Raw genomic sequence first — 14,445 nt, forward strand, 5'->3', positions numbered from 1 at the left:
CGCAAAACGTTGGCTGCCATTTCAAAAAAAGTGAATTGTCCTAACGACAATACGTTTTGTATAACGATAAATCATTGAAAATCAAATGTCTTTATTTTGGGAAAGTATCATATAATATCATAAATTTACGTGTTGCCTCCCATGTTAGGTAGACCGCAACTATTGCAAACGTTCGGCTGACTGTCCACAGGCAGTTTATTATTCGACATAACATTCATATATTACTAACACAAACCACCGCTATGAGAAAGTTTAGTATCTGTTTTGCACTCATGTTTTTTATCGGCGCAGCGTCAGCACAAAATGTAAAATTTTGTAAGCCTTGCGAGGAGCTAAAGAACCTTCAGCTTCCGGATGTTACGATTTTGGTTGCTGAAGATAAAGCTTCGGACACCATTAAAAATCCGAATGAACCATGGATGCCAACCACCATAATAAATAAACCTTTCTGTCGTGTGTTCGGAAGGATAAGCATGGAAATAAATTTTGAACTTTTATTACCGGCTGAAAACAACGGTCGTTTCCTGATGTCAGGAGGAGGTGGTTTTGTCGGTAGTATTCAAAACGGATTTCGTGACAAAGTGAATGATGGCTTTGCTACCGCAGGCACTGATGCAGGGCACCAGGGAGGCGAAGATGCCAAGTGGGCTTACAACAACATGGAACGCCAGTTGAATTTTGGAAGGCTCGCCATACACCGTACCGCTGTGGTATCGAAACTGATCATGCAAAATTATTATTGTGCGGCACCGGCTAAATCCTACTTCGCCGGATGCTCCCGTGGTGGCGGACAAGCAATGGTTGAAGCTCAATATTATCCCGAAGATTTTGATGGGATTGTGGCCGGGGCACCAGCAAATGGATGGCCAGCTATTGCAGCAAAAGGTGTCCAGCACAGTAAAAATAATTATCCTAATCCAAATGACCTGAAGCCGCTGATTACAAATGACAACCTCAAACTTTTGCAAAACGAGGTGCTGAAGCAATGCGATAAGCTCGACGATGCTGCGGATAGTATTATTGAAGACCCTCGCAAATGCAAATTTGATTTTTCAAAATTGCCGCTCTGTCCCGATGGACAAGCAGGAAGGGAATGCTTTACGAAGCAACAACTCGCCGCAATCAAAGCGGTTTACAATCCTTTGGTGATTGACGGAAAACAAATTTACCCTGGCTTCCCGTTTGGCTTAGAAGCTGAACTGGGCTCATGGGATATGTGGATCACCGGAACAAGTCCGTATATGCCAAATGCTACCAGCTTACATTATATGTTTGCTACCAATATTTTCAAATATCTCGTCTTCAACGACTCCACGTGGGATTATTCTAAGTATGACTTCAAGAATTTTGCCGGGCAAACGGCATATGCTTCATCTTATTTGGATGCCACCAGTACGGACTACAGCGAGTTCAAAAAACGCAACGGAAAAATTATCTTCTATCATGGATGGAATGATCCAGCTCTCTCCGCATATGCAACCATCGAACATTATGAAGGAATATTAAGAGGCGATAAGGATGCACCGTCCTATGCAAGACTGTTTCTCCTACCGGGAGTTTTGCATTGCGGAGGCGGTCCAGGCTGTGACAATGTGGATTGGGTTAAGCTGATTGTTGACTGGGTTGAAAAGTCAAAGGAGCCCGATCAGGTAGTAGCTTCAAAAACAGTTCAGGGCAAGCTAATCACGAAGACTATTTTTCCTTATCCAAAGCAGTAGTGGTGCAACACCACAGGCAACACGGTATTTGTAAAATGGCTGCTTCAGAACTACATTTGAACTGACGAATAATAATCAGCATCAGTAAGGTTAATGTAGCGACAGAAACACAGATTTTAGCCACTTCACATATACCCTGCTCGCTACGCATAAATTGCTTGGCAAAGGGTTTTGGGCTAATGTGGCTTGACTAAATAAGAATAATAGCAGCAACTTTTATATTCTACGATTCTGAGCCTTAACCTCCACCCTCCCATAACAAATAAAACAGAAATAACAGCATACTCTTAAAAGCTTACTATATTTGAAAATTAAACTAAAATATCAGCTAATTATGATTTATAGATATAATCACCTGGCCAAAGCGAGCATGATGGCTTTCTTATTCCTTTATGCTGCGGCTGCCATGGCCCAGGACGGCACCATCTACCCACTCAGCGCCCCGGCCGAACCAAATGCTATTCCACTCGGCACCGGCGGTGTCAAAGAACAACCTGCTTCAGAATCCTGGTTTCGCCAGTGGGGCGACCCGATGGCCCGTAACATCACCACTGCAACGCTTACGCCATTCCTACCGGAACCAGGCAAAGCAAACGGTGCGGCAGTCATCGTGGCGCCAGGAGGAGGTTTCAGATGGCTTTCGATGGGCAATGAAGGATGGGAAGTGGCAGAGGCACTCGCAAAGCAGGGCATCGCCGCCTTTGTACTCAAATATCGGCTGATTCCAACCCCAGGATCCCTTGACGAATTTACTGCCTGGATGAATCGGCCCCGACCGATACCGGCACCATCTACTGATTCGACCCAAAACAAAGCGCCGGCGCGTCCTCCACAGATGGACTTGTCCAACCAGCTCGCGGATGCTGAGGCGGCCTATGCCCTAATAGTAAAACGAGCTAAGGAATGGGGAGTCGATACGCATAGAATAGGAATGATTGGCTTTTCAGCAGGCGCCGGCCTCACCATGCACTCCACACTGCACTCCAAGACCATGGACCTGGCTTTCATCGGTCCCATCTATGGCGGTATGGGGCCCGTAGAGGTGCCAAAGGACGCTCCGCCCATGTTCAATGTGATAGCCTCCGATGATTTTCTATTCAACGGGCAGTTTGGCGTGATCGATTCCTGGTTTAAAGCACACATACCGGTAGAGTTTCATCTTTATCAGAATGGTGGTCACGGTTTCGGCCTGGGAAATCCTAATCGAACCAGTAATATTTGGTTTGATTCGTTTATACACTGGTTAGATGTGAATAAATTTCTTGTGGCTATGGCAGGAAAGTGATTTGAAACTTTACATGGGGAGGATTGAATGAGGAAGGAATTACCAATTGGCAAGGACATTCTCCAGAACAAGTTAAAACAATGAATGACGCATTAGCTAAACTTAAAGAACAAGGAATTAATTCGTTAAATTACTAAATAAACATAATACACAGACTTTGCAAAATAATCAAAACATGGAATTCGACCCAAACAACAACGTAGTTAAACTCTGTGCACAAGGTATGGACATGGAAGGAAAAGGAAAACCAGAAGAAGCAAGCAGACTCTTTCTCCAAGCATGGCACGAAGCGACAAATGACTTTGAAAAATTTACTTCTTCTCATTATGTAGCACGACATCAAAAAAGTGTTGCCGACAAATTAAAATGGGACGAAACAGCTTTGCTGTTGGCACTAAAAATAAATAACGACACAGTTAAAGGGACTTTTCCTTCCTTGTATTTAAACATTGCTAAATGCTATGAAGATTTGAACGAGGTTGACAATGCTAAAAGGAATTATGAAATAGCTCTTTCATTTTCCGACTTGTTGCCAGACAATGGTTATGGAAATATGATAAAAGGGGGAATTAAGAACGGTATTGAAAGAGTGTCAAAATAACTTGCAAGACAACAATAAACTTAATAGACAGAAAGCAGATACAAAACAAGGAACCGTAAAAGTGAGACATTTGTGCTAGGCTGAACATTTGTACTTTCTATAAGCTTTTGTAATAAATTTGAACTTTGGCGCTTTCTACACCCCGTCAAGCCCAAAACGTTAAATTTCCACATAGTATATAATCACTCATATGAAAACAATTCTGACAACCATCGTTATACTATTATTATTGTCATGTCAGGAGAAAAAAAATGGAGAACTCTTAATAGAAGATTCTGTGACAATTTATAGGGATACATTTGGTGTTCCTCATGTATATGGCAAGGATGTAAATTCCGGTGAAGCTGCCCCCCTCAAGGAAGGTCCAAATAGTTTAAAGAACTTGCTTGATTGATTAGTTTTTCTATATTAATATTTAGCCAGGGTTCTGTTATTTTCCATTCTAAGTAAGTCTCCCTTCATGTCATGCTCCAATTTAAAATTTTATATCCTGTGTCCTTTAATTGAGAAATAGTTTTTATGGTCACCGAAGTAGTGAGTTTGAAAAGGCTTAAGCAAAAAACCATGTATATAAAAACCAATTATACTATTACTCCCTTGAAAAACAAGGCAATACATCCTCTCTAAAATAAGGTTCCTGATCTACCCAAAACATATAATTTACCCTTAAAAAGTTCCTTGCGAATGCATGCAATAATGGAACAATATTTTTTCTTTTTGATCCACCATCATCTACTTCTTCGCCGGTCATACCAGTATAATTGCCATCTTGTATAGCTATGCCAAGGAGGACGGTGTAATGCCCTTCGTGCATCAGCGCCAGTATATGATTGAGTTGTCCTTTTCGGGTGACCATCAGATCGGGTCCTCCCAGTCCGACGCCGATTTTTTCACCATATTGGTAGATACTTCGCAGGTATCCTTTGTCATCATGGGGCAACCATTCGCCACTCATAAAATTGGCATAGATCATCGTGGTGGATGTCGGAAATGCTGTTTTCAAAGCGAGCATATTTTCTTTTAACCCAATCACATACGCCTGGTCAGAAAAAGTGGAATCTGCCCGGGAGCTTACCCCAATAGATGTTTCCTGCAGATTGATACCTTCTATGATTCCATCAAATTCTTTTCCCAATGCCTGGAGCAGCAGGCTGAATCGTTCTCTAACTTGTTTATTCCAGCGTTTGGCGACCCAACCGGCAGGTTTGCCATCATCATCATATTGTAATACGGCTCCGCCATCGTATTCGGCGGTCAAGATATAATCAGGGACTGCATTGTACTTTGGATTAAAGGTGGCATCCTGTAACTGGATAAATAATTTTTTATGATATGATTTCAAATACGCATAATCCTGATTTAAAATCGAAAAATCATATTGTCCTTTTTGAGGCTCGAGGTCTTTCCAGGCATACATGATCTGAGCCCCTGTAAACATCGGATGATGCAACAAAGGATGGTCTATGATCAATTCTCTATCTCTTGCAAAATAGACAAAATGCTGAATCTCATCTTTAGGGATCGGGCAGGTAGCATTTAAATATTTTTTATAAGCGTCCATATATCGCTCACTCAACTTTTGTTGGGCACGAATAGAGGCACCTGCCAGGAGAAATGATAAGGCTACAATACTTATCCTAACGATTTTTGATTCTGTCATTGAAATTAGGTTTACCCCCGGGTGCTTTGATATTTTGTGCTGCCGTATAATAGGTTATATTTTCTTAATGATTTTGGCAGGAACACCGGCCACAATCGTATTCGGTGGAACATCCTTTGTGACGACCGCCCCGGCTGCTACGACCGAATTTTCACCAATAACCAGACCTGGCAATATGGTCGCATTTGCTCCAATCCAGGCATTTCTCTTGATAATGACTCCTCTAAGGTCAAGCATTTTTCGCTCGTTTGGATTTACAGGATGATTTTCTGTAATGATGCTTACTTTGGGGCCTATGAGTACATCGTCTTCTATAGTAATTCCACCAAGGTCTAAAAACGTACAGGCATGATTGATAAATACATTTTTACCAATCTGAATATGCCTTCCAAAGTTGGTATGAAATGGTGTAAAAATCGTTGTGCTCTCATCAATTTTCTGACCAATTATTTCACTCAACCGCACTCTGATTTCTTCCACATTAGTAGAAGAGTTTAGTGCGACAGATAAATTAATTGTGTTTGAAACTGCTTCAAATATTTTTGGATATTCCGGGTCAGTAAACGGGATGAGTCCTCCTGCCAGCATTCTATCAAAAATGTTACCCTCGTTTTGATTCATGTTCTTTGTCTTTTTCAAAAATTTACTTTGCTATCAAATATCAATCCATCCTTTTCGCCAACCTGTATAGGAAGCTAAACGAATAATAACCCGGATAAGCTTTTCTGCTCTCCGACTTCTATGTATCAGTGAGAAGCATCTACACATGTTTTCCTATATCCATGTATTCGAGGAAGTCTTTCATGCCGTAAAGGTTGATTTTTATCTAAGTTATTTCAATATTGAAATTTAAACATATTATGGATACTATTCATGTAATCGATTGAAGTACTAATACTTAAATCCCGGCCCTATCAAATCTATACGATACCTTAGAAAAAAGAAGTTCTCTCGACCTGATAGTGGATCCCTGGCAAAGAATTTGATCATCAAGGTTCCGTTCATCGCCCTGCAACAGCCTGATCGGATCAGCTGGATTAAAATCGAAAACATCCAGCGTAAATGACAAGCCAAAAGGTTTGCCGAGCACATCTGCGCTGTAGATGGTGTCCAGACCTTTATATAACTGATGATAAGACCAACCAAGACCGCCTATCAATAATCCGCCTCCTTCCCGCACGAAATTCATAATCAAAGGAACGTATTTGGTGCCAAAATCCTGCGGGGGGTTCCAATCGCTTAGGTACCAAAGCACTGACCCGCAACTGAGGTCATGCTCAAGTGTCTCAGGCGTAGTAATCTTAAGACTCCAGCCTCGTCGATGGATGAAGTTTTGCACCTTTTTCATATCATAGATTTTGGCATATGTACCCTCCCATACAAGAATCTGAGTTTCTAAAGAGCAATTTTCTTTATTGTTTCGTGAAGTGAGCCAGGCTAGCAATTTAGCGTGAATAGCAAATTGTCGCCGCCTTCGGTCATTTCCCAATCCCGGGTCAGGCCATCATGTGCATAAGCTAATACATGTCCATCACCGAATGGCCTTGCTGCTACAAAAATTCTTGATGTTACATCTTCATAGTAAGTCGGTGCATCTGACGGCAGCCTTCCCAAAGATTGCCATATAGTATTTCCATCACCCACAGGTGCAACATCGCACATGCCATATAAACAAAGACTTCCGGGCTTTCCATTATCAGTGCTAAGACGCAGTCCTTCAAATAAGCTGAGCATAGTCCGATCTCTTTCCATCTGCGCTTTTGCTCTTTCATTCGCGTTTTCCGCAATGGGACACCCTGGCGTCTGTGGACAAGTTTTATGCATAATTTGATTCAACAATGCTCGACAATTCCTTTTGAAGGGATCCATTTTTAAGGTAATCAATTTGTTTTTTAGATTCTGGAAGGCTTATTTCCAATTGATACATAGTATGAGTTAGCTCCGCCGCTTGTACTATAGATATTGACGAATGATTCTTATTTAAGATTCTTTCAAGTTCTTTATAAATAGAGTATGCGGCAAATGAGAGGCAAATATGGGCTTCTATCCTTCTTTTTAATCGGTGATATATGGGTCTTATTCTTAAGTCTGTTTTAGACATCCTAAATGCTTTTTCTATATGCCAAAGATTCTTGTATTGCTCAAGTATTATCGAAGGACTAATGGTCGTATTTGTGATATAACCTTTTAGCCCGTCCCATTGTTTATCAGCATTATACTTATCATAATCTATCTCAATATCTACTTTGCCTTTCATTCGTAAGTATTTGTTGTAGCCTTTATTGTTAATGTTCTGCTTGGTAAGTTTTCCAGATTTTACTTGTTTTTCTAAACGAGACAGGCCTCGTTTCCGGTTGTGTTCGTCCTTTTTGGCCCTTTTTTCAGAATACGATATTATAAGCCTATTGCCGTCCATTTTGTGAATTATCCTGGTTTCACCATCATTCAACTTTAAGGAAAGAATTTCGTTTTTGATAATGTTTTTTCAGACTTAGCTCTTGCTCCTATAATATAACTATACCCAAGACCTCCTAACGTATCAATATTTGCTTTAGTTAATAGGCCAGCGTCGGCTACAATGATTGGTTTCGCCAAATTGAATTTTTTGTCAACTTGTCAATAACTGGGATCAATGTATCTCCTTCGAATATTTTTCCTTCGAAAAGATCATAGCCGATAGGATAGCCACCTAGGCCTACTAATAAACCAAGATATATCTGAGGTAAGTGATGTTTGCCATCCTTAGAGAATCCGCTCATTCGAAAATCATCTTCTTCATTAGACTCAAAATACAGAGTCGTCATGTCACAAAATACTATACCTATCTCTCCTTCGAGAGTCTTTAAAGTGTGTTGATATGAAATCTGCTCAACTTGTTCTTTTAATGTATCATTTAACTTGTCTAGAAATCGATATACCTGATCAAGACCAATGGTTACTCCTTGATATCGGTAGATGTATTCTATTGTTTTTAGCTTGCTCAGTGGAAAAGCTAAACGGGCTATAACCAATTGCCGGAATAAGTCTTCTTTGATAGCATTGTAGCCGATGGCGTCGTATATTTTTCCAAAAATTAACTCAGGCCCTATAGTCCTAATTTGCATGTTTTCTATAGTGTCCAGGTAATTTTCAAGCTGTACATCCTGTTCAGAATTGAATAAACTTGATTGTCCAACCATACTGATTACATCAAGCTTGGCTTTCTGGACTAAATTCTTTATTTGATCTTCTCGGTCAGAACTGCCAACAGTCTTTTCAACTTTATATCGGCCCCCAACCTTAGATATAATCTGAACACTGATACTACCAGATTTATTCTTCTTTTGTCTAATGAACACCCTAAAAATAAGCCCGGACACCCGTTTCTCAAAACAATAACTGATTATCAATTACTTATCTCAAAAAAATGCTCTAGTGCGGAAAACAGGAGGCATGATTGATAAATACATTTTTACCAATCTGAATATGCCTTCCAAAGTTGGTATGAAATGGTGTAAAAATCGTTGTGCTCTCATCAATTTTCTGACCAATTATTTTCACTCAACCGCACTCTGATTTCTTCCACATTAGTAGAAGAGTTTAGTGCGACAGATAAATTAATTGTGTTTGAAACGCTTCAAATATTTTTGGATATTCCGGGTCAGTAAACGGGATGAGTCCTCCTGCCAGCATTCTATCAAAAATGTTACCCTCGTTTTGATTCATGTTCTTTGTCTTTTTTCAAAAATTTACTTTGCTATCAAATATCAATCCATCCTTTTCGCCAACCTGTATAGGAAGCTAAACGAATAATAACCCGGATAAGCTTTTCTGCTCTCCGACTTCTATGTATCAGTGAGAAGCATCTACACATGTTTTCCTATATCCATGTATTCGAGGAAGTCTTTCATGCCGTAAAGGTTGATTTTTATCTAAGTTATTTCAATATTGAAATTTAAACATATTATGGATACTATTCATGTAATCGATTGAAGTACTAATACTTAAATCCGGCCCTATCAAATCTATACGATACCTTAGAAAAAAGAAGTTCTCTCGACCTGATAGTGGATCCCTGGCAAAGAATTTGATCATCAAGGTTACCGTTCATCGCCCTGCAACAGCCTGATCGGATCAGCTGGATTGAATTCGAAAACATCCTGCGTAAATGACAAGCCAAAAGGTTTGCCGAGCACATCTGCGCTGTAGATGGTGTCCAGACCTTTATATAACTGATGATAAGACCAACCCAGGCCGCCTATCAATAATCCGCCTCCTTCCCGCACGAAATTCACGATCAAAGGAACGTGTTTGGTCGCAAAATCCTGCGGAGGGTACCAGTCGCTCAGGTACCAAAGCACTGACCCGCAACTGAGGTCATGCTCAAGTGTCTCGGGCGTAGTAATCTTAAGACTCCAGCCTCGTCGATGGATGAAGTTTTGCACCTTTGTCATATCATAGATTTTGGCATATGTACCCTCCCATACAAGAATCTGAGTTTCTAAAGAGCAATTTTCTTTATTGTTTCGTGAAGTGAGCCAGGCTAGCGAATTTAGCGTGAATAGCAAATTGTCGCCGCCTTCGGTCATTTCCCAATCCCGGGTCAGGCCATCATGTGCATAAGCTAATACATGTCCATCACCGAATGGCCTTGCTGCTACAAAAAATTCTTGATGTTACATCTTCATAGTAAGTCGGTGCATCTGACGGCAGCCTTCCCAAAGATTGCCATATAGTATTTCCATCACCCACAGGTGCACCATCGCACATGCCATATAAACAAAGACTTCCGGGCTTTCCATTATCAGTGCTAAGACGCAGTCCTTCAAATAAGCTGAGCATAGTCCGATCTCTTTCCATCTGCGCTTTTGCTCTTTCATTCTGTGCCGTTTCTTTTTCCGCCCGAGCTTTTTTTCGCTCATTTATTGCCCAACTCGAAAGCAGGGACAATGCCACGATGACAACAGTGACCAGCGTCCAGACGATTCGTTTTCTACGCAAGTTTCGAGCAATGCTTTTGCGCACGAAACTTTGCTCCTGCGCGTTGAATCCATGCTGCGACTGCTGCAACAGGCGGGCTGCATTGGCGAGATTCGGGTTTTTATTCCACAGCAGTTGCACATTGCCAGACTTGGAGTACTGGTCCGCTTGCTGCCCGAGTCGTTCGCCCAACAGCAGGGTGTCCCGGCCGACTGCTTGAATCCATTCGAGTAAAGTCTTCCAGGTTCGTACCAGGGCAGGATGGGCCGGCTCAATAGAGTTAGTGTCATGTACGATGAGCCGGGCTTCGACCAATTGGTCGATGACCTCTGCCATCACGAGATTCTCCTGTGGAGAGTAATCGAGGTCGGCGATTGGCGCTCGTTTTCCCACCAAATCACCTTCCACAGTGACCATTCGGAGGAAAATCTTGCGCATCATAACCTGCCTGTCCGGGTCAAGTGACTGATAAAGAGCGTCTGCTTTTCGACGCATGATTCCCATCACCCCGCCCAGCTTATCGTAGTCGCTCTGATTCATTGCCCTGTCCTGGCGACCGCTGGCGTTATAAGCCTGGTAGAGTTCATCCAAAGTACAGGACAAGAGTGGCAAAGCCCCTGGTGTTTGCACCACATCGCCGATGATGTTATCAACCATTTCGGGTGGGTCAAAGATCATAACTTCTTGTATGGTAGGCATGACGGCGGCTGCCATCAACTCCTCCAGGTTTAAAGGGGGGATCATGTACAATCCGTCTTGCCACAAGCCCATCAAAGAGCCACTGCTAAAACGCGATTCAAAATCAGCGCGGACAGTGATGATCACGCAATGTATGTGCCCCGAGTCGTCGACTACCTGGCGTAACCTGGCCAGGAAAGCTTCCCGCTCAGCCTGGTCAGTACAATCGGTCATCACTTCCTCCAGCTGGTCTACCACCAGCACCGCTCCTTGTGGATTGGATTCGGCCAAACCTGTCAGTGCCTGTTCGATAGTGGCCAGGGGATGATCCCCCGGTCGAATGACGGGCAATATAAGATGACCTGCCTCGCGAAGCCATGGCAACAACCCCGCTTTTACCACCGAAGACTTACCGGTACCGGATGCACCGCTGACCACCAGCAGGCGAGTGGACGCCAAGCGTGATTTTAATTCGGCAATAACCTGGTCACGACCATAAAACAAGGCAGCATCTGACTCTTCAAAGGGCAGCAAACCCTTGTATGGACTATGTGATGGCCTTGATGGCAAGTTGAGACGATGCCTGGGGTGCAGGAAGATGAATTCGCCTTTATCATGTTTGCTCAACGGAAAAAATCCCGGAGTCTGTCGTTTTTGCTGGCCAAGGTCGATCGTGGCCGGTTCTACCTGGTCACGAACATAAGAATAGAGTTCCGTAGCCGTGATCAATCCATCGCTTTCCCGACCGGTTCGGGCATCTGCATCACCTGCCAGCGCTTCAAAAAGTGCCAGTGCAAATGGTGAGTGCGCTTCTCCTGACTCCGAAGCCACCAGGCCCCGGTCGCCGGTAGGACGGTCCTGCACGATGTCCAATGCTTTCTGATCGTATGCAGCGGAAGTAATCACCTGCCAGGCAGGGTCGTGTATGAAGCGGTCGAATCGCTCCTTATATATCTGCTTGGGCATCAGTGAACCTATGCTGCGGGTGCCGCTCGTCCATTTAAAAGCACCTGAGAAGCAGCAGTCCAGGATGATTAAAAGATGGCGGCAAGGCAGTGAGTTCAGTGCTTCCCGTAGTTCCGTCATGGCGATAAATGTCTTTAGTTCGGCCGGATCGGCATCAGCAGGAGCAAGGTAACCTGCTGGGCCATCATCACCGTCTGAGGCGATCCCATGACCTGCGAAATAGAACACTACCCGATCATCACTGCCAACTAACCCTGGCATCGTCTCATGCAGCAGGGTGTGCAGCGTGCTGCGTGTCGGATCGAGTACCGGCGGATAGACCTTAAACTGATGTTTTTCGCCGAGCACTTGCGCTATCTTCCTGGCATCATTGACGGCAGTGGCCAGAGGCGACACTTTCTCGTAAGCATTGATGCCGATGACAAAGGCATGGTGGTGCGCGAAATGCAGTGTCTGTTGGTGATCATTGGTCGCAACACTATCCTGATTGCCTGTCACCGGCTTTTGCTCACGATTGACTCCAGAATCTTCGTTCATAAGTCAATTGAATAAAACTTACGGATACTATTATGTTTCATTTCGCTTCAACCCTGGGTTAAAAAGATTGTCCTGGTTTAAATATAAGGAGTCTCAATAGGTATTGAAATATACGAAAAATATTAGAATATCCTGAAAAAGGATAGTGTTAGGTGGGCTAAACTTACGAACATGCGCCCTGCTCTCAAATCTGATGAGCTACCCTGGTGAGTTCCTGAAAAAGAAGTAGCGTGAGGGAGACTTGAACTCCCGACCTTGCGATTATGAATCGCACGCTCTAACCAGCTGAGCTACCACGCCATGATGTCAATCCTCAAAGGCAATAAAACGCCTTAAGAGGGCGCAAATATAAAAACTTCTCCGGTCTGTAAAAGGGTAATTTTTACATAAGATTAAAGTCCAACCCCTGGAATATAGTAGCTACCTCCAGCTCAAATCCTTCCAAAACAGTGGATTTGATCGTGCCACCCGGTGCGTAAGGCTTCGAGGTGACATATTGACCTGCCTCATTTAAGGTGTACACCTGGATGATGGTCTCATATGGATAGACGATCCAGTATTCTTTTACACGGATGGTTTCGTAAAGCGCATATTTTTTGGTGACTTCTATCTGATCATTGGAAGGCGATAAGATCTCAATAATGAGGTCTGGAGCGCCTACGCATCCTCTCCGATCGATCTTTGTTTTATCACATATCACACAGAGGTCAGGTTGTACTACAGTAGTAATTTCTTCACTAAGTGCGTCGTTAGCAGAAAGTCTGACATCAAACGGGGCTGAAAATACCAAACAGGACTTACCTCTCAGGAAACTAAATAAATTTCCATGAATTTGACTTGAAATATGTTGGTGAATTGATGGTGGGGCAGGACTCATTTTAAAAATCTTTCCCTTGATGAGCTCTACACGTTCTTTAAAATTCCAGGTCAGATAATCTGCGTACGTATATAGTTTGGACAGGTCCAAATCTTCAAATCGTGTCACAGATACCACGGGTTCCATCAAACAAATTTAAGCGAAAAAAAATGATTTGGTGGCATTGCGTCTCAATCAACAATATATTACAAAAAAATATAATATATCTTTGCTTGTATGGATTGGAGATCTACCATCAAAGGATTTACAGCTTACCTCAAGCTCGAAAGAGGACTTTCACCTAATTCAGTGGAAGCCTATGAGCGGGACTCTGAAAAGCTTGCTGCGTTTGCGATGGACACCTTCCCCGGCCTGTGGCCCGAAAAGCTCCAGCTGGAACACCTGGTAGCCTTTGTCAAGCACCTCGATGTCGAAGGACAAGACGAAAGATCACAGGCACGCACCCGCTCGGGTATCAGGGCTTTTTATAAATACCTGATCATCGAGGACTTATGTATGGATGACCCTACCGAACTTTTAGAAGGTCCCAAACTTTCCAAAAAATATCCTGATGTCCTTAGCCTCGACGAAATCAACCTGGTCTTGTCGCTAATCGATCTGAGTACGGACAGTGGGGTGCGTAACCGAGCCATGCTGGAGACCCTATATGCCTGCGGATTGAGGGTAAGCGAGCTTATAAATTTAAGGATATCAGCCATCTATGAAGATATTGGCTTCGTCAAAGTCATCGGTAAAAACAATAAGGAACGCATCGTGCCTATCGGGTCCGAAGCGCTTAAACACATCATGTTGTACCGGGAAGGGGTGCGCCGAACGATGAAAACCATCACCAAAGGATCTGAAGACATCTTGTTTCTCAATCTGCGCGGCAGCAAACTTTCGCGGATCATGGTATTCCAACTCATCAAAGACCTCACGGCCAGCGCCGGTATCCACAAGCGAGTCAGTCCACATACTTTCAGGCATTCTTTCGCCACCCACCTGGTGGAACGTGGGGCTGACCTCAAGGCAGTACAGGACATGCTTGGGCATGAATCGATCACTACTACGGAGATCTACACGCACCTGGACACGGACTATCTGAGAGAGACTTTACACAAGTTTCATCCGAGGTTCAATACCAAGGCCATTGGTTGACCAGATACTTTTACCTTTGCGCATTCT

15 protein-coding genes and 1 tRNA gene are annotated in these 14,445 nt (G+C 43.2%); 5 read left to right on the forward strand and 11 right to left on the reverse strand.

The window, feature by feature from the left end; all coding sequences use genetic code 11:
- Nucleotides 1-242 precede the first annotated feature (242 nt).
- Entirely contained in the window at nucleotides 243-1,718 is a 1,476-nt protein-coding gene (locus IPJ09_07305) for a tannase/feruloyl esterase family alpha/beta hydrolase (GenBank protein MBK7371234.1), read from the forward strand.
- Here IPJ09_07305 and IPJ09_07310 read toward each other — a convergent pair.
- Nucleotides 1,693-1,869, reverse strand: a complete 177-nt coding sequence (locus IPJ09_07310; GenBank protein ID MBK7371235.1) for a tryptophan-rich sensory protein — start codon at nucleotides 1,867-1,869, stop codon at nucleotides 1,693-1,695. The two genes, IPJ09_07305 and IPJ09_07310, sit on opposite strands and share 26 nt — an antisense overlap.
- Before the next feature lie 183 nt (nucleotides 1,870-2,052).
- Between IPJ09_07310 and IPJ09_07315 the strand changes: the two genes are divergently transcribed.
- The 3 genes from IPJ09_07315 (at nucleotide 2,053) to IPJ09_07325 (ending at nucleotide 3,998) form a co-directional block, all read left to right on the forward strand.
- Nucleotides 2,053-3,003 (forward strand): alpha/beta hydrolase fold domain-containing protein, encoded by a 951-nt coding sequence (locus IPJ09_07315; GenBank protein ID MBK7371236.1) that lies wholly within the window; start codon nucleotides 2,053-2,055, stop codon nucleotides 3,001-3,003.
- A 175-nt stretch (nucleotides 3,004-3,178) separates the two neighbouring features.
- On the forward strand, nucleotides 3,179-3,604 hold the full coding sequence (locus tag IPJ09_07320; protein MBK7371237.1) for an rRNA adenine methyltransferase: 426 nt from the start codon (nucleotides 3,179-3,181) through the stop codon (nucleotides 3,602-3,604).
- 190 nt (nucleotides 3,605-3,794) lie between these two features.
- Entirely contained in the window at nucleotides 3,795-3,998 is a 204-nt protein-coding gene (locus IPJ09_07325) for a hypothetical protein (GenBank protein MBK7371238.1), read from the forward strand.
- Between the two features lie 195 nt (nucleotides 3,999-4,193).
- On the opposite strand, the gene IPJ09_07330 is transcribed toward IPJ09_07325, so the two are convergent.
- The 10 genes from IPJ09_07330 to IPJ09_07375 all read right to left on the reverse strand — a co-directional run bounded on the left by IPJ09_07330 (nucleotide 4,194) and on the right by IPJ09_07375 (nucleotide 13,407).
- Nucleotides 4,194-5,264 carry a hypothetical protein gene (locus tag IPJ09_07330; protein MBK7371239.1) on the reverse strand — a complete coding sequence of 357 codons (1,071 nt, stop codon included), beginning with the start codon at nucleotides 5,262-5,264 and terminating at the stop codon, nucleotides 4,194-4,196.
- Nucleotides 5,265-5,318: 54 nt separating this feature from the next.
- Nucleotides 5,319-5,885 (reverse strand): sugar O-acetyltransferase, encoded by a 567-nt coding sequence (locus tag IPJ09_07335; GenBank protein MBK7371240.1) that lies wholly within the window; start codon nucleotides 5,883-5,885, stop codon nucleotides 5,319-5,321.
- Nucleotides 5,886-6,162: 277 nt separating this feature from the next.
- Nucleotides 6,163-6,612 carry a hypothetical protein gene (locus IPJ09_07340; GenBank protein MBK7371241.1) on the reverse strand — a complete coding sequence of 150 codons (450 nt, stop codon included), beginning with the start codon at nucleotides 6,610-6,612 and terminating at the stop codon, nucleotides 6,163-6,165.
- Between the two features lie 89 nt (nucleotides 6,613-6,701).
- Nucleotides 6,702-7,016 carry a hypothetical protein gene (locus IPJ09_07345; GenBank protein MBK7371242.1) on the reverse strand — a complete coding sequence of 105 codons (315 nt, stop codon included), beginning with the start codon at nucleotides 7,014-7,016 and terminating at the stop codon, nucleotides 6,702-6,704.
- Nucleotides 7,017-7,080: 64 nt separating this feature from the next.
- Nucleotides 7,081-7,680, reverse strand: coding sequence for a transposase (locus IPJ09_07350; GenBank protein MBK7371243.1), 600 nt, complete (start codon nucleotides 7,678-7,680; stop codon nucleotides 7,081-7,083).
- Nucleotides 7,681-7,837: 157 nt separating this feature from the next.
- Nucleotides 7,838-8,443 carry a transposase gene (locus IPJ09_07355; protein MBK7371244.1) on the reverse strand — a complete coding sequence of 202 codons (606 nt, stop codon included), beginning with the start codon at nucleotides 8,441-8,443 and terminating at the stop codon, nucleotides 7,838-7,840.
- Between the two features lie 900 nt (nucleotides 8,444-9,343).
- Entirely contained in the window at nucleotides 9,344-9,697 is a 354-nt protein-coding gene (locus IPJ09_07360) for a hypothetical protein (protein MBK7371245.1), read from the reverse strand.
- Nucleotides 9,698-9,881: 184 nt separating this feature from the next.
- Nucleotides 9,882-12,404, reverse strand: coding sequence for a caspase family protein (locus IPJ09_07365; GenBank protein MBK7371246.1), 2,523 nt, complete (start codon nucleotides 12,402-12,404; stop codon nucleotides 9,882-9,884).
- A 226-nt stretch (nucleotides 12,405-12,630) separates the two neighbouring features.
- A tRNA-Met gene (locus IPJ09_07370) sits at nucleotides 12,631-12,704 on the reverse strand.
- Nucleotides 12,705-12,786: 82 nt separating this feature from the next.
- A complete protein-coding gene (locus tag IPJ09_07375) occupies nucleotides 12,787-13,407 on the reverse strand; it encodes a Uma2 family endonuclease (protein ID MBK7371247.1) in 621 nt (206 codons plus the stop codon).
- Between the two features lie 90 nt (nucleotides 13,408-13,497).
- On the opposite strand from IPJ09_07375, the gene xerD reads away from it, so the two are divergent.
- Nucleotides 13,498-14,418 carry a site-specific tyrosine recombinase XerD gene (gene xerD, locus IPJ09_07380; protein MBK7371248.1) on the forward strand — a complete coding sequence of 307 codons (921 nt, stop codon included), beginning with the start codon at nucleotides 13,498-13,500 and terminating at the stop codon, nucleotides 14,416-14,418.
- Nucleotides 14,419-14,445: the final 27 nt, after the last annotated feature.

This window comes from Saprospiraceae bacterium (assembly GCA_016709995.1).
GTDB lineage: Bacteria > Bacteroidota > Bacteroidia > Chitinophagales > Saprospiraceae > JADJLQ01.